The sequence below is a fragment of the Palleronia pelagia genome (assembly GCF_900110115.1).
GTDB lineage: Bacteria > Pseudomonadota > Alphaproteobacteria > Rhodobacterales > Rhodobacteraceae > Palleronia > Palleronia pelagia.
On sequence record NZ_FOCM01000001.1, the window covers coordinates 856,914 to 878,484 of the forward strand.

The window sequence follows — 21,571 nt, forward strand, 5'->3', positions numbered from 1 at the left end:
ATAATTTGATTGTAAAGCACTCCAAATGTCATGCAGAGAATTGATCTCAAGGATTTAATGATTGGTGATATTCTTATCCACCAACCAACAAAACCGAAAATGCATCAGAAAAAGATATCTGAAGCTTCAAATAGTGCATATACACATGCCTCTGTATATCTTGGTGATGATATGGTCTTAGAGGCTAATCCTCCCCAAGTGCGCACTAGAAATATCAAGGACACCTTGGGCTCAGAAGGCATTATTGGTGTCCTTCGTTCTCAAGCAGTTTTTACACCAGACCGTAAGAAAGCTCTCCAGGAGTTTGCTGGTGAATTGTTGGGCAATAACGCAAAATACGATATCTTGGGCGCGCTCAAATATACAAGGTTACGCTCTAGGCACATCAATAGTCTTTTAGATATCTTGTCAGAACGGGCCGATAGGGAGAATAATGATTTCAATTTTGATAAGCGGAAGTATTTTTGTTCGGCTTTAGTAGTTGCTTGTTACTGCGTGGTAGGCATCATAGATAAAACAGCGTACCCTCTTTACCCTCCAGAAATCCATGCCCCAGGTGACTTACTGCACGACCCAACTTTCGGCTGGGTGTTGGGATACATTGATGTTCATGGAATTGGTCTGAGCAAAGACGATCCGTTAAGGTATGGTACACTCTGGTCAGAACAAGACAGTAAATGGTGGGATGCAACGGGCCATGTCTAGAATAACTGTCACAGGCCAAATAAGTAGAGAAGGCTGTAGGTAAGTCATCGTTCTAAGGACGGGCCGTCGCGCGCCATGCCGGACGGCCTGCCGCGCGCTTCCCTGAATCTCTCAAGGTCTTTGGCAAGGTCGTGTGCCTGATCCTTGATGGAGGACATTTCTCTGACTTGCTCACGCTTAAGGGATTTTCGCTCATCCATCTGACGAAAGATCATGTCGTCGGAGTGTTGCTGGTCGCGCAGATGGGCTTCCCAAGCGCTGGCTTCGTTCTCGCGTCTGATTTTGGAATGCTCTCCACGCATACGATCCCAAAGCCCCTGGAGCCCTGTGCGGAAGCGTGCTTGTCTTTGACGGGCTTCGCGAGTCTGTCGTTCTTCCAGCTTTTTCTTGAGGCGTTGCCGCTCCGCGCGCTGTTTCTCGATCAGCTTTTGCCGCTGCTGTTCCTGTGCCTCTCTTAGCTTTTGCTCTCTGGCTTTCAGTTCTTCCTGCCAGCGCGACACGGCAGGCTGCATGGTTGCGGAGATATGCCCCTTGGCTTCATCGACCGAGCGCAGGTCGTTTGGATCGCCGAGCTTCTCGCGCACTTGGTTGGTCTTCAGGCCTGTCCATTTCGGGATGGCATAGACCTCACCGTCAACATCGAGCGCGACGAAGCCTCGCCGATCACCACGGGCAAGCACGTAACCTTTCTCTTCAAGGGCATGGGCAAGGGCTTCTTTGGTATCTGAGACTGACCAGGCCTCCTGGAAAGTGCGTTTGATTTCTCTCGCATCTTTCTTTGCCCGTTTGGCCTGTTGCCATTCTTCAAGCGTGAAGTTGCGTGGATCGCGGTTGTTCCTGTCCCTGTAGATTCAGTGAACTTTCGGGAGAGGTGGCTCATGGTTCCATCTCCGGCAATATGGCTTTATGCGGCTTGAGCTGGGCTTCCCAATCCTCCAGGGTCTCGAAGAGAGTGTTCGAACTCTCTCCCGTCAGGCCCGCCATCACCCGATCTTTCTGGGTTTTGTAAGGCCGCCATCGAAGGTCATTCTCGCCAATATCTAGCGCTTTGAGCGCCCCTCTTCTGGATGACCTTGTGGCTCTTTCGTGTCCGGCTGCTGCGCCTTCTGGAGAGGTCCGGCATGTGGTCTCGAGGCGGCGCAGCCAAGTGAGCTTTCGAAACGGCTCGTCGGGGGTCTCGGCGTCGGGCGGCATGGCGATGGCATCGGCCCCCAATCTTCTCGTCGACCCGTCGGGAGCACGGCGCGGGATCCTCCGCGGCGTGGTTCAAGGCTGAAATGACCTGACGGAGCCCCGTTGCGGACTGACTTCGGATTGGGCAGCGCCGATCTCTCGAAGCTCACTCAGGCGCGGGATCGGGCGCTTGAGATCCGACGTTAGGCCCGGCACTGAACCCTTGCCTCAGCGCAGGTCGGAAAGTTCCGGCGCTTGAGGGGGCAGCCGAGCGGGTTTGGGCTGTCCGACGCGAACGCCTCGCCTATCCGGTACGAGGCATTCAGTTTATTACTGGGAAGAACGCTCAAGGGCAGAAGGACTGTGACTGACATGGCGACCGCGTCTCGAACCGTCCACAGCACGGCAATTGCTGCGCAGCTCGAAGAAGAGATCGTGACCGGACGTCTGAATGCCGGTTCCCGATTGGACGAAGCCTCCCTCACCAAGCGGTTCGGCGTGTCCCGCACCCCGGTGAGAGAGGCGCTCCACACCCTGGTTTCGCGGTCGCTGGCGGAGCGTATCCCGTTTCGTGGGGTCATCGTCGTCGACACGACACCCGAAAGGGTCGAGCAGATGTTCGAGGCGATGGGAGAGATGGAGGCCCTCTGCGGTCGCCTGGCCAGCGAGAGGATGAAGATGCGCGAGCGCACGCAGCTGGAGGAATATGTCTCCCGGCTGGGAGCGATTTCCGCGCAAGGGGACGCGGAAGGATACGAGATCGCCAACGCGCAATTTCACGAGCTGATCTACGCGGGTGCCCACAACAAGGACCTGGAGGAGGTCAGCACGGCGCTGCGGTTGAAGCTTGCGCCTTTCCGAAAGTCCCAGCTTCGTTCGACCGAGCGGATGCATCGCTCGAACGAAGAGCACGCGGTGATCGTCGCCGCGATCCTGGATCGCGATCCCGAGGGGGCGGCGCGCGCGCTGCGGCGACACCTGGTCAGCGCAGCGCGCGAGGTGCTGCGCGGCCTGCGGGAAGGCACGGGCCAGACCGCCGAGAAGGGGCTAAAGGGCGACTAGACCCAGCGGCAAGCGCGGACGGTTGGTAGCGCGCCTCGGCCGCCGCGCCGTCCCTTCAATGCCTTCGGTGATCTACCACCCGATCGCCTCGGGCAGCCAAAGGGCCAGCCCGGGAAAGAAGAAGACGAGGAACAGGCCGAACAACTGTATCGCGATGAAGGGCAGGACCCCGCGATAGATCTGCGTCGTCTTTACCTCGGGCGGTGCGACGCCCTTCAGGAAAAACAGCGCCCATCCGAACGGCGGCGTGAGGAACGAGGTTTGCAGGTTCATCCCCACGAGGATCGCGATCCACGCCATGTCCGCCCCCGACGCGAGAAAAACCGGCAGGAACAGCGGAAGCGCGATGTAGGAGATCTCGATCCATTCCAGGAAGAACCCGAGCACGAAGAGAAGGATCATCAGGAACAGCAATTGTCCGTTGAGCCCGCCCGGAAGGCTGTCGAAGGCATCCTGCACCAGCCGTTCGCCACCCAGCCCGCGGAAGGCAAGGCCGAAGGGCTGCGCGAAGATCAGGATGAGGAAGACCATGGCCGATGTCACGAACGCCGATTGCACGGTTTCGCGCAGGATCGACCAGTTCAGCCGTCGCGCCAGTGCCGCGAGAAGAAGCGATCCGAAGGCGCCCATGGACGCGGCCTCGGTCGGCGCGGCGATGCCCCCGATGATCGAGCCGAGCACCAGCGCGATCAGCGCGATGGGCGGCAGCACGACCTTCACCAGCCGAAGCGCCAGGTCGCGCCCGGACACCTGCGCGCGCTCCTCGGCCGGGATGGCCGGGACGCTTGCGGGCGATACGATGCCCAGGATCAGGATATAGGCGACGAACAGTCCGGCCAGCAGCAGGCTAGGAAACAGCGCGGCGGCGAACAGCGTGCCGACGCTTTCCCCCATGATGTCGGCCAGCAGGATCAGGACGAGGCTGGGCGGAATGATCTGACCCAGCGTGCCCGAGGCGCAGATGATACCCGTCGCAACCCCGGTATCGTAGCCCCGCCGCAGTAGCGGCGAAAGCGCGATCAGCCCTACGGTGACGACGGTCGCGCCTACCACGCCCGATGCCGCCCCCATGAGCACGCCGACGAGGATAATGGCCAGCGCCATGCCGCCGCGTAGCCCGCCCATGGCAAGGCCGATGACCTCCAGCAGGTCCCCGGCTATTCGACTTTTCTCCAGCATGATCCCCATGAAGATGAACAGGGGGAGCGCAAGCAGCGTGTAGTTTGTCACCACGCCGAAGATCCGCGACGGCATGAGCGTGAAAAGCATCCCGCCGAAACCGGCATAGCCGAAGGCAAGCCCGGTCACGCCCAGGCAGATGGCGACCGGGACGCCCGCCAGCAGCAGCACGAAGAAGGCACCGATCATGCACAGTGCAAGGATTTCCGCGAAAGGCATGGGCGTCTACGACCTGTTTTCGGGGGACAGCAGCCGCGCGGCCGCTTCGCATGTCATGGCGAGCGCCTGGATAGCGAGCAGCGCGAAGGCCGCCGGGATGCAGGCCTTCAGAATGTATCGATGGGTCAGGCCGCCGGGATCGGCGGAGCCTTCACCGATCGAGTAGCTCTGTTCGACGAAACCGATCGAGAGCCACGCGATGATAAGCGACACGACGAGAAGCGCGATGCTGGAGAACAGGTCCACGGCGCCTTGGGCCCGCGCGCTCATGCGTCCGTAGTAGATGTCGACACGGACCTCGCCGCCCTGGTTGAGACAGTAGGACATGCCGAACAGGGCGGCGACGGCGAGGACGTGCCACTCCAGTTCCTGGAGGGCGACCGTCCCGAAGTTGAACAGGTATCGGCCCAGGACGTTGAACGCCACGAGCAGGACCAGGACCAGGCCGCTCCACGCGGTGATCTGGCCGATGATGCGGACGATGCCCGACGCGATATCCGCGACCGAGGCCAGACGGGCCGATACCTTGTCGCTCATAGTTCGAAGAGCACCTTCTCCGACAGGGTGGCCCAGGTGCCGTGCTCGGCCATGAAGCCCATGTAGCTGTCATGGACGCGCTTCAGGTCCGCGTCCTGGGCGGCCGCGTCGGCAAGGACCGTCTCGGTGACCGACTTGAGCTCGCTGACGACCTCGGGCGGCAGCACGTTGGCGATCACCCCCTGGTTCTCCACCAGGTCGGTCATGGCCTCGCCGTTGACCGCCTCGCTCCAGGTGTGGCTTTCGAGGTTGCAGGCCATGGCGGCCGTCTGGACGATGGCTTGCAGATCCGCGGGCAGGCTGTCCCACGCCGCGCGGTTGATCAGCAGCTCGGTGGTGTTCGACGGCTCGGCCCAGCCGGTCGTGTAGTAATACGACGCGGCGTTCTGCAGGCCGAGGCGGCGGTCCTGGTAGGGTCCGACGAACTCGGCCGCGTCGATCACCCCGCGCTCCAGGGCGGGAAAGATCTCGCCGCCCGGCAGCAGGCGAACATCGACGCCAAGCTCGGCATAGACCTTTCCGGCAAGGCCCGGGATGCGCATCTTGAGATCCTGGAAATCCGCGGTGCTCTCGATGGGCTCGCGGAACCATCCGGTCATCTGCACCCCGGTATTGCCCATGGGCAGCGCCTTGAGGCCAAGCGGCTGGTAAAGTTCATCCCACAGCTCCATCCCGCCCCCGTGGTAGAGCCAGGCGTTCATGCCCTGGAAGTTCATGCCGAACGGGACCGTGGTGAAATACTGCGCGGCGGGAATCCGGCCGGCCCAGAAATAGGCGTTGGCCGCGTTCATCTCGACCGCGCCACCGCGGACGGCGTCGAACCCTTCAAGCGCCGGGATCAGCTCGCCGGCCGCGAAATGCTGGATCTGCAACCGGCCGCCGGACATGGCCGCGACCTTCTCGCAGAAATCCGTCGGGCTGCCCGGACCCTCGACGTAGAAGGGCGATCCCGGACCGTAGGCGTTCGTCATACGCCAGTTGAAACTGTCCTGGGCGCGCGCGATCGACGGCGCGGCAAGAGGCGCGGCGCCGACGGCCGTCGCTGTCGTGAGAAACTTTCTTCTATGCATAGCAAAACCCTCGCTGGAGATCGTTTCGATCAGTGCGAAGCTTTGTGCGGCATTGTTCGAAGGCCAGTTCGCCAGGCGCGGAGAAGTGACCGCTGGGCGAAGTTTGTATACAATTTGATCTAAAATTAGCAATATTGTCTACGATCGTAGCGGTTCCGGAAGCCGAATTGGGACGTCGGAGCCTTGACCAGGGGACCACATGTCTGCCTCACCGGCGCTTACGGCATGCATGGTCCGTCGCAACGCAGCCGGTCCGGCCCAAGCGTGAGTGGTCCCCCTCGAGCAGGCTTCCGGGCCAGATGGCGGATGCGGGCCAGCCCACGAGGCTGCTTCGCGAGGCCGGCCGCAATCGACACGATCAAACCCGGCGCGTGATAGCCCGGGGCGTCCGGAGTGATCCCAGGCTGACCAAGCGTTGTGCAGACTGCTGTTAAAGCGGTCAAAATTCTCGCGCTTCCGGGCGTGCCGCTTCCCGCACCGGGTATCATCTGACGGTGATCAGGCTGTTCTATATCGAATTCCATCATGCCCGAACTGCTTACCATCGTCGTTGTCGAGCCCGATCCCGACCGCGCGCGCCTGATCGTCGAAGCGCTCGACGATAGCGGGGACTACCAGGTTCACGTCATCGCAGAACGGGCGGCGCTGGCGCGGCAGATTGCCAAGGTCAACCCGGATGTCGTGCTGATCGATCTGGCGGACCCGTCGCGTGATACGATCGAGGAACTGACCCTTGCGACCGGCCCGCTGGACCGGCCGGTCGCCCTCTTCGTCGACCGCAGTGCCGAGGGTCTTTCGACGGCAGCCATCGAGGCGGGGCTGTCCGCCTACGTGGTCGATGGCCTGACACCGACGCGGGTGAGGCCCGTTCTCGATGCGGCGATCGCGCGCTTCCGGATCATGGCGCGGATGCGCGCGGAACTGGCCGAGACCAAGCGCGCGCTGGAAGAACGCAAGGTCATCGACCGGGCCAAGGGGCTGCTCATGCGGGCCCGCGGCATCCCCGAGGACGAGGCCTACGCGCTGCTGCGGCGCACGGCGATGGACCAGGGCCGTCGCGTCGCCGACGTGGCCGAGGCGCTGGTCACGGCGGCAGGGCTCCTGGGATGAAGAAGACCCGTCTCGATGTCGGCTTCGTGCCGCTGCTCGACGCGGCCCCGCTCATCGTCGCGCAGGAAATGGGCTTCGCCGCCGAAGAGGGGCTGACGCTCGACTTCCACAGCGCGCCGTCGTGGTCCTCGGCGCGCGATGCGCTGTCCTTCGGGAAGGTCGCGGCGGCCCACATGCTGGCCCCGGTCCCGGTCGCGATGGCCCTGGGTCTGGGCAGCGGCCCCGCGCCGCTGGATGCCCTGTCGGTGCTGTCGGTGAACGGCACGGTGGTCGGGGTCAGCCGCGATCTTGCGCGGCGGATGCGCGACGCGGGGCACGCATTCGACTTCGTCGACGCGCGCGCCGCGGGACAGGCCCTGATCGCGGCGGCACCCGAGCCCCTGCGGATCGGCGTGCCCTTTCCCTTCTCCATGCACGCGGAACTGGTCTTCTACTGGCTGTCCGCGCTGGGGCGGCCCAGCCCGCAAAGCCTGTCGATCCGCACGGTGCCGCCGCCCCTCATGGCCGACGCCATCCGCGAGGGCGAGATCGACGCCTTCTGCGTGGGCGAGCCGTGGGGATCGAAAGCGGTGGAAAGCGGCATGGGCGAGCTGCTCTTGCCGGGCTGCGCGATCTGGGCCTTCGCGCCCGAGAAGGTGCTGGCCGTCCGCCGCGACTGGGCCGAGGCCCGGCCGGACCTTTCGGGCCGCCTGATCCGCGCGGTTTGGCGGGCGGGCCGCTGGCTTGACACCGCCGATGGCCGATCGCTCGCGGCCGAGCTGCTGTCGCGCCCGGCTTATCTGGGCCTCGCGCCCGACCTGGTCGAGCGGGGGCTTTCGGGACGCCTGACCATCGCCGCGTCCGGTGAGACGCGCACCGCGTCCCGTTTCGTGAGATTCCACGAGGGGCTGGCAAATTTCCCATGGCGCAGCCAGGCGGCTTGGATCGGCAGCCAACTGGCCGCGCGCACCGGGCTGGACCGGTCGCAGGCCATGTCGGCCGCCGGCACCGTGTTTCGCAGCGACATCTACCGCGCGGCGCTCGAGACGACGACGGCCGAGCTTCCGGCCGGCTCTTCCCGGGTCGAGGGTTCGCTGAGCTCCGATTCGCGTGGCGCCACCGCCCGGGGCGAGGCGATCTGGCTGCGCGACGACTTCTTCGACGGGCGAACCTTCGAGCCGCCGTTCTAAGACCGCCCGCTTTGCGGGCACTGCGCCGCGCGTTGCCGCAATGCAGCGCAGCGGGGCCCCCGCGAACCGGATTCTTCTTTCCCCACGGCAACCAATTGCCCTTTGATGGTGGTGCGACAGGCAACGGGGCCGGTCGCGACCGAATTTCCCGAATGACCGGGATCTGAGCAAAGCCGCTCGACCCCTCGCCAGACCGGCGGGGTGTGTCAGCGGCTTTTTTCGTGTTTGGCCGGCCCCGACGCCGGCGAGAAATGGGACTACGACATGAAACGTATTCTGATCGGCCTCGTCGCCACCACCTGCCTGACCAGCCCCGCCTTCGCGCAGATGCTGGAGCTCGAGAAGGACGAGCTGACGCTGGGCTTCATCAAGCTGACCGACATGGCGCCGCTCGCGGTGGCCTACGAGCAGGGCTATTTCCTCGACGAGGGCCTGTTCGTGACGCTCGAGGCGCAGGCGAACTGGAAGGTGCTGCTCGACGGCGTCATCGACGGCACGCTGGACGGCGCGCATATGCTGGCTGGCCAGCCCCTGGCCGCGACCATCGGCTACGGCACCGAGGCGCATATCATCACGCCCTTCTCGATGGACCTGAACGGCAACGGCATCACCGTGTCGAACGAGGTCTGGGAGATGATGAAGCCCAACATCCCCGAGAACGCCGACGGCCTGCCGCAGCACCCGATCAGTGCCGAGGCCCTGGTGCCGGTGGTCGAAGAGTTCAACGCCAATGGCGAAGCCTTCAAGATGGGCATGGTCTTCCCTGTCTCTACCCACAATTACGAGCTGCGCTACTGGCTGGCCGCGGGCGGGCTGAACCCCGGCTTCTACGGCGACGGCGATGCGACGGGCCAGATCGGCGCAGACGTGCTGCTGTCGGTCACGCCACCGCCGCAGATGCCCGCCACGCTCGAGGCCGGGACGATCCACGGCTACTGCGTGGGCGAGCCCTGGAACCAGCAGGCGGTGTTCAAGGGCATCGGTGTGCCGGTCATCACCGATTACGAGATCTGGAAGAACAACCCCGAGAAGGTCTTCGGCATCACCGCCGAATTCGCCGAGGAAAATCCGAACACCACGCTGGCGCTGACCAAGGCGCTGATCCGTGCCGCCATCTGGCTGGACGAGAACGACAACGCCAACCGCGAGGAAGCGGTCGAGATCCTGGCCCGTCCCGAATACGTGGGCGCGGATGCCGAGGTGATCGCCAACTCGATGACCGGCACCTTCGAATACGAGAAGGGCGACGTGCGCGAGGTTCCCGACTTCAACGTCTTCTTCCGCTACAACGCGACCTATCCATACTACTCGGACGCGATCTGGTACCTCACCCAGATGCGCCGCTGGGGTCAGATCGCCGAGGCGAAAGACGACCAGTGGTATTTCGACACGGCCGAGCAGGTCTATCGCCCCGATATCTACCTGGAAGCCGCGCGGATGCTGGTGGACGAGGGGCTCGCCCCCGAGGACGGATTCCCGTGGGACACCGACGGCTACAAGGCGCCGACGCCGGCCGAGGATATCATCGACGGGCTGGCCTATGACGGGCGCAATCCGACCGGCTACCTCGAAAGCCTGGAAATCGGCCTGAAGGCCGGACAGACCGTCAGCGGCAGCGGCGTCGAGGGCTGATCGCCTTCCAACGCGAACGGGCGCGCCACGCGGGCGCGCCCTCCCCTCCAAATCATTCGATCCCCGGGAGCCTTCCATGACCGCCGTCGATCCCAACGCCATCGAAGCCCAAAACCGCGAGGCGCGCCGCGCCATCTGGTTCACCCGCATCAACAAGGCCGATGCCTGGTTCAACGTGCTGGGCCTGTCGTTCCTGACACCGCTTCTGCGCGCCATCGCGGGTGACAATCCCAAGGCGCAGGTGTCCGAGATCTGGCGGCTGCTCGGCGTGCCGCTGGTCGCCATCGCGGGCTTCCTCGCGCTGTGGGCCCTGCTGGCGCCGCAGGTGCAGACGTCGCTGGGTGCGGTGCCCGGCCCCGCACAGGTCTGGCAGGAAGCGGTCGGCCTGCACGAAGACGCGGTCCGCACCGGCGAGCAGCGCGAGAAATTCGAAGCCATGGTCGAGCAGCGCAACCAGCGCCTGATCGACGCGGGCCGCGCCGACGAGGTGAAGACGGTCGCCTATACCGGCGCGCCGTCTTTCTACCAGCAGATCCGCACCTCGATCGGCACTGTCTTCTTCGGCTTCCTCATCGCGACGGCGGTGGCAGTGCCACTGGGCATCGCGGCGGGGCTCAGCCCCACGGCCAACGCCGCGCTGAACCCGATCATCCAGATCTTCAAACCGGTGAGCCCGCTTGCCTGGCTGCCCATCGTCACGATGATCGTCTCGGCCGTCTACGTGACCAACGACGGCCTTTTCGCCAAGTCCTTCCTGGTGTCGGCCATCACGGTCACGCTGTGTTCGCTCTGGCCCACGCTCATCAACACCGCGCTGGGCGTGGCGTCCATCGACAAGGACCTGGTGAACGTCTCGAAGGTGCTGAAGATGGGCACCTGGACGAAGATCACCAAGCTGGTCCTGCCCTCGGCCCTGCCGCTGATCTTCACCGGGCTGCGGCTGTCGCTGGGCGTCGGCTGGATGGTCCTGATCGCCGCCGAGATGCTGGCGCAGAACCCGGGCCTCGGCAAGTTCGTCTGGGACGAGTTCCAGAACGGCAGTTCCTCGTCGCTCGCCCGGATCATGGTCGCGGTCTTCACCATCGGCATCATCGGCTTCCTGCTCGACCGGCTGATGTTCGCGATCCAGGCCGCCTTCACCTTCACCAACCAGCGGTAGACGGCGCGCGTGCAGCGAAGCGATAGCGCAATCAATACGGCGCTCACGCAGCGAAGCGATAGCGCAATCAAGGAGTTACCATGGCCATCCTGACATTCGAGAACGTGTCGAAAAACTACGGCGACAGCGCGGTCCTGAAGGACATCGACCTGGACGTGGCGGAAGGCGAGTTCCTTGTCCTGCTGGGCTTCTCCGGCACCGGCAAGACGACCCTGATCAACCTTATGGCCGGGCTCGAGATGCCGACCGCCGGGCGGGTCACCTTCAAGGATCAGCCGATCACCGGACCGGGCCCCGAGCGCGGCGTGATCTTCCAGAACTACTCGCTGATGCCGTGGCTCACGGTGACCGGAAATGTCCGCCTCGCCGTCGACACCGTGTTCCCGGGCCTGCCCGCGAAGGAGAAGGACGAGAAGGTCGCGCTTTACGTGAAGATGGTGGGCCTCGGCCACGCCGCGACGCGCCGCCCCGCCGAGCTTTCGGGCGGCATGCGGCAGCGGGTCAACGTGGCGCGGGCATTGGCGATGAAGCCCGAGCTTCTGCTCCTGGACGAGCCGCTGTCGGCGCTGGACGCGCTGACCCGCGCCAACCTGGCCGACGAGATCGAGGCGATCTGGCAGCAGGCACGCCAGACCTGCGTGCTGATCACCAACGACGTGGACGAGGCCATCGTGTTGGCCGACCGGATCATCGCGCTGAACCCCGACGGCACCTTGGGGCAGTCCTTCACGGTGGAGATCCCCCGCCCGCGCGAACGGGGCGCCATGAACCACCACGACGGCTTCAAACGCCTGCGCGCGGATATCACCGGCTATCTCATGGATGCGGGCATCAAGACCGAGGCCGGCGGCAGGAAGACCCTGCCGAACGTGACCCCCATCCACGGGATGCCCAAGGCGCAGAAGGACGCGCAGGACGGCCTGATCGAAGAGCGGTTCCTGGATTTCAGCCAGCTGCACAAGGTCTATCCCACCCCCAAGGGACCGCTGACGGTGGTCGAGGATTTCGACCTCAAGATGAACCGGGGCGAATTCATCTCGCTCATCGGCCATTCGGGCTGCGGCAAGTCCACGGTCCTGACCATGGCCGCCGGCCTGAACGAGATATCGAAGGGGGCGATCAAGCTCGACGGGCGCCACGTGATGGGCGCCGATCCCGAACGCGCGGTGGTGTTCCAGTCGCCGTCGCTGTTTCCGTGGCTGACGGCGAAGGAAAACGTCGCGGTGGGCGTGGACAAGGTCTATCCCAACGCCTCGCGCGCCGAGCGGCAGGAGGTGGTAGAATACTACCTCGAACGGGTGGGCCTTGGCGATGCCATGGACAAGCCCGCGGTGGACCTGTCGAACGGCATGAAGCAACGGGTCGGCATCGCCCGCGCCTTCGCCCTGTCGCCGAAGCTCCTGCTGCTGGACGAACCGTTCGGCATGCTCGACAGCCTGACCCGGTGGGAGCTGCAGGAAGTCCTGATGGAGGTCTGGGACCGTACCAAGGTGACCGCCATCTGCGTAACCCACGACGTGGACGAGGCGATCCTGCTGGCCGACCGCGTGGTGATGATGACCAACGGTCCGCAGGCGACCATCGGGCGCATCGTCGACGTGGACCTGCCGCGCCCGCGCACGCGCAAGGCGCTGCTGGAACACCCCGATTACTATCTCTACCGCGAACAGGTGCTGAACTTCCTCGAGGAATACGAGCACGGCGCGCGTCCCAAATCCAAACCGGCCGATCCGGCCATCGCGGCGGAGTGAGGCCGATGGATACTGTCCTGGAAACAACGAAGACCTTCGTGGAAGTCGCCGAGATCTGGGTGCCCGAGAATGACCGGCTGGTCCTGTCGGGCGGCGTCTACGGCCGCCACGACGCCTTCGCCGAAGCCTCACATTTCGAAAGCTTCACCAAGGGCGAGGGCCTGCCCGGCAAGGCCTGGGCCGAGGCCCGCCCGGTGGTGCTGAAGCAATTCGACGGCTCGTATTTCAAGCGCACCGAGGCCGCGAAGGCGGTGGGCCTGACCAGCGCCGTGGCGGTCCCGGTCTTCGCGGGCTCGACCCTGAAAGCGGTGCTTGTCGTCCTGTGCGCCGACGACGCCACCCGCACCGGCGCCATCGAGGTCTGGGCCGAACTGGACGGTATCCTGAAACTGGAGGACGGCTACTACGGGGCCGCCACGCATTTCGAATGGGTGAGCCAGCACACGCAGTTTCCCCGCGGACAGGGTCTGCCGGGCGGCGTCTGGGCCTCGAACACCCCGATCCTGATGCGCGACCTCGGCTCGGGCTACCGGTTCATCCGGTCGGAAAGCGCGGGCAAGGCCGGGCTGACCACCGGGCTGGGTGTCCCGGTTCCGGTGCCGGGCGGCGCGACCTACGTGCTGACGCTTCTGTCGGCCAAGGGCACGCCCATCGCGCGCCGGTTCGAGATCTGGGACGCCCGGCTGGCAAAGACCGGCCCGCGCGAGACCGCGAAACTGATCGACGGCATCTGCGAACGCGAGGGGCCGCTCTGGGACCCCGAGAACGCGGGCAACGAACGCGTCGCGCACGCCTGGGAAGGCCCGGTCGGACGGGTCCTGGGCACGGGGCTGCCCGTGGTCGAAACCGGCGCCGCCGCCGGCGGCTACGCGATGATGGTCGGCCTGCCGATCCACCGGGGCGGCGAGCTGGCCCACGTGGTCGCCTGGTATTGCTGAGGAGCGGGAACATGGAAAAACTGGTCGTCATCGGCGCCGGCATGGCCTCCGGTCGCCTGCTGGAACACCTGATCAACGCGGCGCCCGACCGCTTCGAGGTCACGCTGTTCAACGCCGAGCCGCGCGGCAACTACAACCGCATCATGCTCTCGCCCGTGCTCTCGGGCGAGAAAAGCTACGCCGAGATCGTCACCCATGACGACGACTGGTACCAAGCCCATGGCGTGACCTGCCGCTTCGGCGAACGGGTCGCGCATATCGATCGTGACCGCAAGGTCGTCGTCGGCGCACGGGGTGAGGTGCCCTATGACAAGCTGGTCATCGCCACCGGATCCGATCCGTTCATCGTCCCCTGCCCCGGCCACGACCTGGACGGCGTGATCGCCTATCGCGACCTCGACGACACCAACCGCATGATCGACCAGGCGCCCGGCAGCCGCGCGGTGGTGATCGGCGGCGGATTGCTGGGGCTCGAAGCGGCCGCCGGGCTGCGCCTGCGCGGGATGGAGGTGACCGTGCTGCACCTGGCCGGCCACCTGATGGAACGGCAGCTGGACCCCGCCGCCGGTTACCTGCTGCGCGCCGACCTGGAGCGGCGCGGCATCACCGTGATGACGCAGGCCTCGACCAAGTGCATCCGCGGGGATGGGTCGGTCGAGGCGGTGGAGCTCGAGGATGGCACCCTCCTGCCCGCCGACCTGGTGGTCATGGCCGTGGGCATCCGTCCGGCGGTGGCGCTGGCGAAGGACGCCGGGCTGTCCGTCGGGCGCGCCATCGAGGTTGACGCGCAGATGCAGACCTCCGATCCGCATGTCTTCGCGGTGGGCGAATGCGTCGAGTTCGCGGGCCAGCTCTTCGGTCTCGTGGCGCCGCTCTACGACCAGGCCAAGGTGCTGGCCGCCACGCTGCTGGGAGAAGACGCCGCCTTCGCGCCCAAGCAGCTGTCGACCAAGCTCAAGGTCACGGGCTGCGACCTGTTCAGCGCGGGCGACTTCACCGACGCCCCGGGGCGCGAGGACATCGTTTACCGCGACCCGGCGCGCGGCATCTACAAGCGGCTGGTGGTCGAGGATGACCGGCTGGTGGGCGCGGTCATGTATGGCGACACCGCCGACGGGAACTGGTTCTTCGGACTGATCAAGGACGGCACCGACGTCTCGGACATGCGCGAGACGCTGATTTTCGGGCCAGCGTACCAGGGGGGGGCCGCAGCGGACCCTATGGCCGCCGTTGCAGCCTTGCCGGCTGACGCAGAGATCTGCGGCTGCAACGGCGTGTGCAAGGGCCGGATCGTCGAGGCGATCGAGGGCGGCGCCACCGACCTCGGCGCCGTGCGCGCCACCACCAAGGCCAGCGCGTCCTGCGGGACCTGCACCGGCCTGGTCGAGCAGGTGCTGGCCGCGACGCTGGGCGATGCGTTCGCCGTGCCCGCCGCCCAGCCCGTCTGCGGCTGCACCGACCTGTCGCACGAGGACGTGCGCCGCCTGATCAAGTCGCAGGAGCTGAAATCGCAGCCCGCCGTCTGGCAGGAACTCGGCTGGCGCACGCCCAACGGGTGCCACGTCTGCCGCCCGGCGTTGAATTTCTACCTGCTGGCGGACTGGCCGCTGGAGTACCGGGACGACCCGCAAAGCCGCTTCGTGAACGAACGCAAGCACGCCAACATCCAGAAGGACGGCACCTTCTCGGTCGTGCCGCGCATGTGGGGCGGGGTCACGACGGCGGCCGAGCTGCGCGCCATCGCCGACGCGGCCGAGAAATACGACGTGCCCACGGTCAAGGTCACCGGGGGCCAGCGCATCGATCTCCTGGGCGTGAAGGGCGAGGATCTGCCGCATATCTGGGCCGACCTGAACGCCGCCGGTCTGGTCTCGGGCCACGCCTATTCCAAGGGCCTGCGCACCGTGAAGACCTGCGTCGGCACCGATCACTGCCGCTTCGGCACGCAGGACAGCACCGGGCTCGGCATCCGGCTCGAGAAACGGCTCTGGGGATCGTGGACGCCGCACAAGGTCAAGCTGGCCGTGTCGGGCTGCCCGCGCAACTGCGCCGAGGCGACCTGCAAGGACGTGGGCATCGTGTGCGTGGATTCGGGTTTCGAGATCGGCGTCGGCGGCGCGGCCGGCATGGACGTGAAAGAGGTCGAGCGCCTTGCCAAGGTCGCGACCGAGGACGAGGCGGTGGAATGGACCGTCGCCTTCGTCCAGCTCTACCGCGAACACGCCAGGTATCTCGACCGGCCCTACAAGTGGCTGGGCAAGGTCGGGCTGGACTGGGTGAAGGACACCCTGTCCGACGCCGCGGCCCGGACCGCGCTGGTCGCGCGGTTCGACCTCAGCCAGACGGTCTACCAGTCCGACCCCTGGGCCGAGCTCAGCACGCGCGACCGCGCGCGCGGCTTCGCCCCCCTTGCAGACCTGACACTGGAGGCCGCGGAATGAGCTGGATCGACATTGGCGCACTCGACGACATCCCCGAGCGTGGGGCCCGGATGGTCAGGACCCGCGCGGGCTGCGTCGCGCTGTTCCGCACCGGCGCGACCGAGGTCTTCGCCACCTCCAACACCTGCGCGCACAAGGGCGGGCCGCTGGCCGAGGGCATCGTGCACGGGCGCAAGGTGACCTGCCCGCTGCACAACTGGGTCTACTCGCTGGAAACCGGCGAGGCGCAGGGCGCGGACGAGGGCCGCATCGCCACCTATCCCGTGCGGATCGAGGACGGGCGCATCCTCATCGACGGCGACGCCATCGGCAAGCGGAGCGCGGCATGACCCGCTTCATCTTTCCCGAAATACCTCGGGGGGCGGCGCAGCCGCGGGGGCAGCGCCCCCTCGTCGCCTGGGCCCCGTGAGTACCGTTCGCTCCACCTGCCCCTATTGCGGCGTGGGCTGCGGTGTCCTGCTCGCCCCGGGCGATAGCGGCCGTCTGACGGTGACGGGCGATCCGGATCATCCAGCGAACACGGGGCGGCTCTGTTCCAAGGGCTCGGCGCTGGCCGACACCCTGGGGACCGAGGGACGGCTGCTCGCGCCGCGGGTCGACGGGCACGAGACGGGCTGGGACAGCGCCCTCGATCTCGTGGCCGCGCGGTTCGCCGAGACCGTCGCGACCCACGGCCCCGACAGCGTTGCCTTCTACGCCTCCGGCCAGATGCTGACCGAGGATTACTACGTCGCCAACAAGCTGATGAAGGGCTTCCTCGGCACGGCCAATATCGACACCAACTCGCGGCTCTGCATGGCTTCGACGGTCGCGGGTCACCGCCGGGCCTTCGGGACCGACACCGTGCCCGGCACCTACGAGGACCTGGACGCGGCCGATCTGGTCGTGCTGGTCGGCTCGAACCTCGCCTGGTGCCACCCGATCCTGCACCAGCGGGTCCTGGCCGCGAAGGCCGCGCGCGGCACGAAGGTCGTCGTGGTGGACCCGCGCCGCACCGCCACCTGCGACGGCGCGGACCTGCACCTGCAGCTGGCCATCGGCTCGGACGTGGCGCTGTTCAACGGCCTGCTGGCCGCGATCTACGAGGGCGGCGCGGTCGACAAGGCCTTCGTCGCCAACGTGGACGGCTTCGACGACACCCTCACGGCGGCGCGCTGCGCCAGGCTCGATCCGACCGGGCTCGACCGGGACCTGGTCGACCGCTTTTACCGGATCTGGATCGGCACCGAGCGCGTGGTCACGGTCTTCAGCCAGGGCGTGAACCAGTCGGGCAGCGGCACCGACAAGGTGAACGCGATCCTGAACTGTCACATCGCCACGGGCCGCATCGGTCGCGCCGGCATGGGCCCCTTCAGCGTCACCGGCCAGCCCAACGCCATGGGCGGGCGCGAAGTCGGTGGGCTGGCGAACATGCTGGCCTGCCACCTGGAGATCGAGAACCCGGCCCATCGCGCGGCGGTGGCCGACTTCTGGAACGCCCCGCGCCTCGCGACGACGCCGGGCCTGAAGGCGGTCGAGATGTTTCGCGCCGTGGCTGAGGGACGGATCAAGGCGCTCTGGATCATGCACACCAATCCCGCCGCCACCCTGCCCGAGGCGGACGCGGTGCGCGACGCCATCGCCGCCTGCGACTTCACCGTCGTCTCGGACATCACGGCGGCGACCGACACCGCGCGGCTGGCGGATGTGCTGCTGCCCGCCGCCGCCTGGGCCGAGAAGGACGGCACGGTCACCAATTCCGACCGGACGATCTCGCGCCAGCGCGCGGCGCTCCAGCCCCCGGGACAGGCGCGCCCCGATTGGTGGCACGTCACCGAGGTCGCCCGCCGCATGGGGTATGGCCGGTCCTTCGACTTCGCCGGACCCGCCGAGATCTTTCGGGAACACGCGGCCCTGTCGGGGATCGCGGGCGGCTTCGGCCGCGATTTCGACATCTCCGGCCTCGCGGACCTTTCGGACGGCGACTACGAACGGCTCGCGCCCACGCGCTGGCCGGTGGCCCGGCGGCGGGGCGGCCGCTTTTTCGCGGACGGCCAGTCGTTTCACCCCGGCGGCAGGATCCGGATGGTGCCGGTTCACTGGCGCGCGCCCGAGGCGAAACACGGGCCGCGCTTCCCTTTCCGGCTGAACACGGGTCGCGTGCGGGACCATTGGCATACGATGACGCGCACCGGGCGCTCCGCCCGCCTGTCGGCGCATCTGGCCGAGCCCTTCGTCGAAATCCATCCCGAGGACGCGAAAGAGCTCGGCGTCGCCGCCGACACGCTCGTCGAACTGACGACCCCCACGGGCCGGGCCATCCTGCGCGCCACGATCACCGACGCGGTGCAGCAAGGCACCCTTTTCGCCCCGATGCACTGGACCGGCGAGACGGCGCCATCGGGGCGCGTGGACGCGCTGGTCGCGGGGGTTACCGACCCGGTCTCGGGCCAGCCGGAAAGCAAGGCCAGTGTCTGCGCCGCGCGGCCCTTCGCCGCCGCGTGGTACGGCTTCGCGGTGTCCGCCGGCCCCATTCGGCCATCGAGCGAATACTGGGCCTTGGCCCGCAGCCCGAGCGGCTGGCGGGCCGAGCTGGCGGGCGCGCAAACTCCGGACGACTGGGAGCAGGCCGCCCGCACCCTGTTCGGCCTGCCTCAGGCCGAGGCACAGGTGCTGAGCGATCCGGCCCGCGGGCTCGCTCGGCTGGCCTTCCGGGACCAGGGCCGGCTTGCCGCGGCGCTGTTCGTCGGCCCGCGGCCCCTGGCGCTGATGCGGGATTATCTGACCACCCTGCCCGATACCGACACCCTGACCGGTCGGGCGCCCGCCGATCGCCCCGATCCCGGACCGACGCTATGCTCGTGCTTCGGGGTCGGCGTGAACACGATCCTCACGGCGATCGAGACCGACGGCCTGATGTCGGTCGAGGCCGTGGGCGCGGCCCTGTCGGCGGGCACGAATTGCGGCTCGTGCCGGCCCGAGATCGCGGCGCTGCTGGCGACGGCGCACGGACGGGAGGCAGCGGAATGACACTGGCGCCGTTCGTGCAGATCCTCGGGCGGGGCCAAGGTCGGGCACGCTCCATGACCCGGGCCGAGGCCGAGGCGGCGATGACCGCGATGCTGGCCGACGACGCCGCGCCCGAGGCCGTGGGCGCGATCCTGATGCTCATGCGCATGAAGGGCGAAACGGCAGCGGAGATCGCGGGCTTCGCCACGGCCGCCCGCGCCGCCCTGGGCGACTGGCCCGGCCCACGCCCCGCGCTGGACTGGCCCAGCTACGCCGCCGGGCGGACGCGCGGGCTGCCCTGGTTCCTACTGTCGGCAAAACTGGTGGCCCGGGCGGGCGTGCCGGTGCTGCTGCACGGGTGGAACAGCCACCAGTCCGATGCGGCCTCGCTGCGCGCCGCGCTTCCCGTCATCGGATTGCGCCCGGCCGGTGGGCCGGCCCAGGCCGCGGCGCAGCTGGCCGGCGACGCGATCGCCTACCTGCCGCTGGAGCGACTGTCGCCCGGCATCATGCGGCTTCTGCGGTTGCGCGACACGCTGGGGTTGCGGTCCTGCGTCAACACCGTCTGCCGCATGCTCAACCCCGCAGGCGCCCCCGCGGCGGTGCAGGGTGTCTTCCACCCGCCCTACCGCGAGCTTCAGGCCGATGCCGGTGCGCTCCTCGGACTCGACCGGCTCAGCGTCCTGAAGGGCGGCGGTGGCGAGTTCGAGCACCATCCGGCAAAGGATATCGCGCTGTTCGGCCTGCGCGACGGTCGCCCCTGGACCGGCGCGGCGCCACAGCAGCTCGAAGGCCACCGCCGCCTTGCCGACGCACCATGCGACCCGCGCGCGCTGGGCGCGATCTGGCGCGGTGAGCTGCAAGACCCCTTCGCCGAAGCCATCGTGATCTCGACCGCCGCGCTGGCGCTGAACGCTGCCGGATGCGCCGCGCCGGACGAAACCGCCCGCGCGCTCTGGTCCGAGCGCACCAGATATGCCGCCGCCTGACCGGAGATCCGCCATGCAAAGCTTTCCCATGTTCATCCGCACCACCGGTCGCCGCGTCGTCATCGCGGGCGGCGGCGAACAGGCGGCACAGAAGGCCAGGCTGGTCACCAGGACGGACGCCTCGCTGGTCTTGCTAGCCCCCGATCTCGACCCCGAGCTGGCCGCGCTGGTCGATGCCGGGCACGCGTCATGGCACCAGGGACCGGTCACCGCGGCCCTGTTCGAGGGCGCCGCGATGGGCTTCGTCGCCACCGGCTGCCCGGGCATCGACGCCAGCCTGCACGCGCTGGCCGTCGCGGCGCGCTGCCCGGTCAACGTGGTCGATCAGCCCGCGCTGTGCGACCTGACCACGCCGTCGATCGTGGATCGCGATCCGGTGGTCGTCGCCATCGGGACCGAGGGGACCGCGCCCGTGCTCGCGCGGCAAATCAAGACCGAGGTCGAGCGCCTGCTGCCGCCGAATATCGGGCAACTCGCCGCCTTCGCCGGGCGCATGCGCGCGGCCGTGGCGGCGCGTATCCCGCGCGAAGATCGCCGCGCCTTCTGGCGCTGGGTCTTCGGCGGCGATCCGGCCGCCGCCTGGACGCGCGGGGCCGAGCGTGCGGCCGCCCGACAGGTCAAGGACGCCATCGCGCGGGGCGGCGCGCCGGATGCCCCCGGTGCCGGCGCCATCGCCTATGTCGGCGCGGGCCCCGGGGCGCGCGACCTCATGACCATGCGCGGCGTCGCGCGGCTGCAGGAGGCGGACGTGATCTTCTACGACCGTCTTGTCGATCCGGACGTCCTGGAGCTTGCCCGCCGCGATGCCGAGCGGGTCTATGTCGGCAAGGTCGTGGGGGCCCACGCCTGGCCGCAGGATCGCATCAACGCGGCCGTTGTGGGCGAGGCACGCAAGGGGCGGCGCGTGGTGCGTTTGAAATCCGGCGATCCGGGCATCTTCGGACGACTGGACGAGGAACTGGCCGCCGCGCGGGCTGTCGGTATCGCCACCGAGATCGTTCCGGGCGTCACCGCGGCGTGCGCGGCCGCCGCAACGCTGGGACGGTCGCTGACCTCCCGTGGCCGGTCTGATACCCTCATGCTCACGACCGCGCGCCGCCAAACGGATGGAGCTGTCGCCGACGTGTCGCGCCTCGCCAAGCGGGGAACGGAGCTTGCGATATATATGGGCGTATCGGCCGCCTCCGATCTTGCCGCCCAACTTGCCGAGAATGGCCTGCCGGTCGACGCGCGTGTCGAGATTGTTTCAGAGGCGTCGACACGGCGGCAGACCCAGCTCCGAACGACACTCGGCGCGATGGCACGCGACATCGAGGCCGCCGGGATCACCGGATGCGCCCTCATTCTGGTCTCGAATCCAGGCGCGCCAGAAACGTTAGTCCTTGAAAAGGTCTCGTAGCTCCGACACCGCTGAAAATCTGTTTTGTGATAGCTGCGAATTTACCGGCC

The 21,571-nt window shown here is 66.9% G+C and carries 18 protein-coding genes; 13 read left to right on the forward strand and 5 right to left on the reverse strand.

Translation table 11 applies throughout. The features are described 5' to 3' along the window. Positions 1-30: 30 nt before the first annotated feature. Positions 31-705 carry a C40 family peptidase gene (locus tag BMX96_RS19210; RefSeq protein WP_139209955.1) on the forward strand — a complete coding sequence of 225 codons (675 nt, stop codon included), beginning with the start codon at positions 31-33 and terminating at the stop codon, positions 703-705. A 44-nt stretch (positions 706-749) separates the two neighbouring features. Here the strand turns inward: BMX96_RS19210 and BMX96_RS04115 are convergent, their stop codons facing one another. Together BMX96_RS04115 and BMX96_RS19215 are read right to left on the reverse strand one after the other, a co-directional pair. Then, positions 750-1,385 carry a hypothetical protein gene (locus tag BMX96_RS04115; protein ID WP_175481649.1) on the reverse strand — a complete coding sequence of 212 codons (636 nt, stop codon included), beginning with the start codon at positions 1,383-1,385 and terminating at the stop codon, positions 750-752. 196 nt (positions 1,386-1,581) lie between these two features. After that, a complete protein-coding gene (locus tag BMX96_RS19215) occupies positions 1,582-1,899 on the reverse strand; it encodes a hypothetical protein (protein ID WP_139209957.1) in 318 nt (105 codons plus the stop codon). Between the two features lie 351 nt (positions 1,900-2,250). Between BMX96_RS19215 and BMX96_RS04120 the strand changes: the two genes are divergently transcribed. Then, positions 2,251-2,940, forward strand: a complete 690-nt coding sequence (locus tag BMX96_RS04120; protein WP_091844337.1) for a GntR family transcriptional regulator — start codon at positions 2,251-2,253, stop codon at positions 2,938-2,940. 72 nt (positions 2,941-3,012) lie between these two features. Here BMX96_RS04120 and BMX96_RS04125 read toward each other — a convergent pair whose 3' ends face one another. The 3 genes from BMX96_RS04125 to BMX96_RS04135 are packed head-to-tail and all read right to left on the reverse strand — an operon-like array spanning position 3,013 to position 5,945. Further along, entirely contained in the window at positions 3,013-4,308 is a 1,296-nt protein-coding gene (locus BMX96_RS04125; protein WP_236736947.1) for a TRAP transporter large permease, read from the reverse strand. Positions 4,309-4,344: 36 nt separating this feature from the next. Then, entirely contained in the window at positions 4,345-4,875 is a 531-nt protein-coding gene (locus tag BMX96_RS04130; RefSeq protein WP_091844339.1) for a TRAP transporter small permease subunit, read from the reverse strand. Next, positions 4,872-5,945, reverse strand: coding sequence for a TRAP transporter substrate-binding protein (locus BMX96_RS04135; RefSeq protein WP_073128618.1), 1,074 nt, complete (start codon positions 5,943-5,945; stop codon positions 4,872-4,874). The genes BMX96_RS04130 and BMX96_RS04135 overlap by 4 nt, the downstream gene beginning before the upstream one ends. A gap of 525 nt (positions 5,946-6,470) precedes the next feature. On the opposite strand from BMX96_RS04135, the gene BMX96_RS04140 reads away from it, so the two are divergent. The 11 genes from BMX96_RS04140 (at position 6,471) to cysG (ending at position 21,521) form a co-directional block, all read left to right on the forward strand. Beyond that, entirely contained in the window at positions 6,471-7,055 is a 585-nt protein-coding gene (locus BMX96_RS04140) for an ANTAR domain-containing response regulator (RefSeq protein ID WP_091844340.1), read from the forward strand. Beyond that, positions 7,052-8,224, forward strand: coding sequence for a CmpA/NrtA family ABC transporter substrate-binding protein (locus tag BMX96_RS04145; protein ID WP_091844341.1), 1,173 nt, complete (start codon positions 7,052-7,054; stop codon positions 8,222-8,224). Before BMX96_RS04140 ends, BMX96_RS04145 begins: the two co-directional genes overlap by 4 nt. A 264-nt stretch (positions 8,225-8,488) precedes the next feature. Continuing rightward, entirely contained in the window at positions 8,489-9,856 is a 1,368-nt protein-coding gene (locus tag BMX96_RS04150; protein ID WP_091844405.1) for a CmpA/NrtA family ABC transporter substrate-binding protein, read from the forward strand. A 76-nt stretch (positions 9,857-9,932) separates the two neighbouring features. Further along, positions 9,933-11,015, forward strand: a complete 1,083-nt coding sequence (locus BMX96_RS04155; RefSeq protein ID WP_091844342.1) for an ABC transporter permease — start codon at positions 9,933-9,935, stop codon at positions 11,013-11,015. Positions 11,016-11,095: 80 nt separating this feature from the next. Next, positions 11,096-12,766: a nitrate ABC transporter ATP-binding protein gene (locus BMX96_RS04160; RefSeq protein ID WP_091844343.1), complete on the forward strand. Its 1,671-nt coding sequence runs from the start codon at positions 11,096-11,098 to the stop codon at positions 12,764-12,766. A gap of 5 nt (positions 12,767-12,771) precedes the next feature. Beyond that, a complete protein-coding gene (locus BMX96_RS04165; RefSeq protein WP_091844344.1) occupies positions 12,772-13,704 on the forward strand; it encodes a GAF domain-containing protein in 933 nt (310 codons plus the stop codon). 11 nt (positions 13,705-13,715) lie between these two features. Then, the gene (gene nirB, locus BMX96_RS04170) at positions 13,716-16,145 is read left to right on the forward strand and encodes a nitrite reductase large subunit NirB (protein WP_091844345.1); all 2,430 of its coding nucleotides are present in this window, start codon (positions 13,716-13,718) and stop codon (positions 16,143-16,145) included. Further along, entirely contained in the window at positions 16,142-16,474 is a 333-nt protein-coding gene (gene nirD / locus BMX96_RS04175; protein ID WP_091844346.1) for a nitrite reductase small subunit NirD, read from the forward strand. The genes nirB and nirD overlap by 4 nt, the downstream gene beginning before the upstream one ends. A 76-nt stretch (positions 16,475-16,550) precedes the next feature. After that, on the forward strand, positions 16,551-19,154 hold the full coding sequence (locus BMX96_RS04180; protein WP_236736948.1) for a nitrate reductase: 2,604 nt from the start codon (positions 16,551-16,553) through the stop codon (positions 19,152-19,154). Continuing rightward, a complete protein-coding gene (locus BMX96_RS04185) occupies positions 19,151-20,122 on the forward strand; it encodes a glycosyl transferase family protein (RefSeq protein ID WP_091844348.1) in 972 nt (323 codons plus the stop codon). Before BMX96_RS04180 ends, BMX96_RS04185 begins: the two co-directional genes overlap by 4 nt. 13 nt (positions 20,123-20,135) lie before the next feature. Beyond that, the gene (gene cysG, locus BMX96_RS04190) at positions 20,136-21,521 is read left to right on the forward strand and encodes a siroheme synthase CysG (protein WP_091844349.1); all 1,386 of its coding nucleotides are present in this window, start codon (positions 20,136-20,138) and stop codon (positions 21,519-21,521) included. Positions 21,522-21,571: the final 50 nt, after the last annotated feature.

Excerpts from the sequence above, each read along its gene's own strand:
- BMX96_RS04185 (WP_091844348.1), top strand. The coding sequence starts at position 19,151 with ATGACACTGGCGCCGTTCGTGCAGATCCTCGGGCGGGGCCAAGGTCGG.
- nirB (WP_091844345.1), top strand. The coding sequence starts at position 13,716 with ATGGAAAAACTGGTCGTCATCGGCGCCGGCATGGCCTCCGGTCGCCTG.
- BMX96_RS04150 (WP_091844405.1), top strand. The coding sequence starts at position 8,489 with ATGAAACGTATTCTGATCGGCCTCGTCGCCACCACCTGCCTGACCAGC.
- BMX96_RS04140 (WP_091844340.1), top strand. The coding sequence starts at position 6,471 with ATGCCCGAACTGCTTACCATCGTCGTTGTCGAGCCCGATCCCGACCGC.
- nirD (WP_091844346.1), top strand. The coding sequence starts at position 16,142 with ATGAGCTGGATCGACATTGGCGCACTCGACGACATCCCCGAGCGTGGG.
- BMX96_RS04120 (WP_091844337.1), top strand. The coding sequence starts at position 2,251 with ATGGCGACCGCGTCTCGAACCGTCCACAGCACGGCAATTGCTGCGCAG.
- BMX96_RS04145 (WP_091844341.1), top strand. The coding sequence starts at position 7,052 with ATGAAGAAGACCCGTCTCGATGTCGGCTTCGTGCCGCTGCTCGACGCG.
- cysG (WP_091844349.1), top strand. The coding sequence starts at position 20,136 with ATGCAAAGCTTTCCCATGTTCATCCGCACCACCGGTCGCCGCGTCGTC.
- BMX96_RS19210 (WP_139209955.1), top strand. The coding sequence starts at position 31 with ATGCAGAGAATTGATCTCAAGGATTTAATGATTGGTGATATTCTTATC.
- BMX96_RS04125 (WP_236736947.1), bottom strand. The coding sequence starts at position 4,308 with ATGATCGGTGCCTTCTTCGTGCTGCTGCTGGCGGGCGTCCCGGTCGCC.
- BMX96_RS04165 (WP_091844344.1), top strand. The coding sequence starts at position 12,772 with ATGGATACTGTCCTGGAAACAACGAAGACCTTCGTGGAAGTCGCCGAG.
- BMX96_RS19215 (WP_139209957.1), bottom strand. The coding sequence starts at position 1,899 with ATGCCGCCCGACGCCGAGACCCCCGACGAGCCGTTTCGAAAGCTCACT.
- BMX96_RS04135 (WP_073128618.1), bottom strand. The coding sequence starts at position 5,945 with ATGCATAGAAGAAAGTTTCTCACGACAGCGACGGCCGTCGGCGCCGCG.
- BMX96_RS04130 (WP_091844339.1), bottom strand. The coding sequence starts at position 4,875 with ATGAGCGACAAGGTATCGGCCCGTCTGGCCTCGGTCGCGGATATCGCG.
- BMX96_RS04160 (WP_091844343.1), top strand. The coding sequence starts at position 11,096 with ATGGCCATCCTGACATTCGAGAACGTGTCGAAAAACTACGGCGACAGC.
- BMX96_RS04155 (WP_091844342.1), top strand. The coding sequence starts at position 9,933 with ATGACCGCCGTCGATCCCAACGCCATCGAAGCCCAAAACCGCGAGGCG.